General features: G+C 69.5%; 2 protein-coding genes. One reads left to right on the top strand and one right to left on the bottom strand.

The window, feature by feature from the left end:
* Positions 1 to 642: LysR family transcriptional regulator (locus ACWELQ_RS45820; protein ID WP_452403215.1), on the bottom strand; the 642-nt coding region annotated here is incomplete at its 3' end.
* A 67-nt stretch (positions 643 to 709) separates the two neighbouring features.
* Between ACWELQ_RS45820 and ACWELQ_RS45815 the strand changes: the two genes are divergently transcribed.
* On the top strand, positions 710 to 1,330 hold a 621-nt coding region (locus ACWELQ_RS45815), incomplete at its 3' end, for an NAD(P)H-binding protein (protein WP_452403214.1).

The raw sequence follows: 1,330 nt of genomic DNA, 5'->3' as shown, positions 1-1,330 counted from the left end.
GGCCAGGCCGTGGCCGGAGGCGATGAGCTCGAACTTCTCCTCGAGGGTCGAGTTGCGCCGGTTCGCCACGTCGAGCATGCGCTCGGCGTCGAGGTCGGCGCGGAAGAGTTCCTTGCGGGCCGCCAGCGGGTGTGCGGCGGGCATGCAGGCGACCCGGGGATCATGGCCGACCGGGATGGCAGTCAGTCCGGAGTCGTCGAAAGGTCTACGCAGGTAACCGATCTGGGCTCGGCCGTCGTGCAGGGGCGCGGCCGGTTCCCACCACTGTGCCGGGACGATGTCGGTTTCGACCTCCGGGTGGCGGGCCGCGAATTCCCGGATCGCCTCCGAAATGTAGAGGCCGGGGGAGAAGGCGATCACCAGCCGCCGCAATCCGCGGTCGATCTCGTGCACGCGCCGCACCGCCGCGTCCACGGTCGCGAGAATCCGCTGCGCCTCCTCGTGCAGTTGCTGCCCGGCGGCGGTCAATTCGACCGTGCGGGTGGTCCGCACGAACAGCGTGCAGTCGAGTTCCTGCTCGAACGCCTTGATCTGACGGCTCAGCACGGGTTGCGCGATGTAGAGCGTCTCCGCGGCCCGCCCGAAGTGCCGATGCTCGGCCACGGCGGCGAAATACCGGAGCTTACGCAGATCGAGATCCATACCTCCACGGTATCAATCGGCGGAAAGGGTCTTGGACGCCGCGTCGCGTCGCCGACAGACTCGAAGCATGATCGTCATCACCGCCCCCACGGGTCACATCGGCAGTCGACTGCTCGACATCCTTCTCGAAACATCCAGCGGCCGTGAGGAATTGCGTGTCATCGTGCGCGATCCCGCGAAGCTTCCGGAGGCTGTGCGCGACCGCGTCGACATCGTCACCGGATCGCACGGCGACCCCGACGTCGTGGACCGCGCCTTCGCCGACGCCGACGCGGTCTTCTGGCTCGCGCCGCCCGACCTGCACGCCCCGAGCCTGGATGCCGTGTACTCCGACTTCGCCCGCCCCGCCGCCAAGGCCCTCACCACCCATCGGGTCGGCCACGTCGTCGCCGTCTCTGCCTTGGGCCGCGGCACCGCCTACGCCGACCGTGCCGGTCACGTCACCGCCACCCTGGCCATGGACGACCTGCTGGCCGCCACGGGTGTCGCCTACCGGGCACTGACCAACCCCTCGTTCATGGACAACGTTGTCTGGCAGGCGAATTCGATCCGCGACACCGGCATCTTCACTGGCACCGCACCCGCCGACCACGCCGCCCCGCTGGTAGCCACCCGCGACATCGCCGCCGCGGCCGCCACCCTCCTCCGCGACCGCTCCTGGACCGGCGCGGCCGAAGTCCCGGTCCTC

This window comes from Nocardia sp. NPDC004722 (assembly GCF_053601505.1).
The sequence above is the reverse complement of the archived record's forward strand: the minus strand, read 5'-3'. Positions and strand labels throughout refer to the sequence as shown.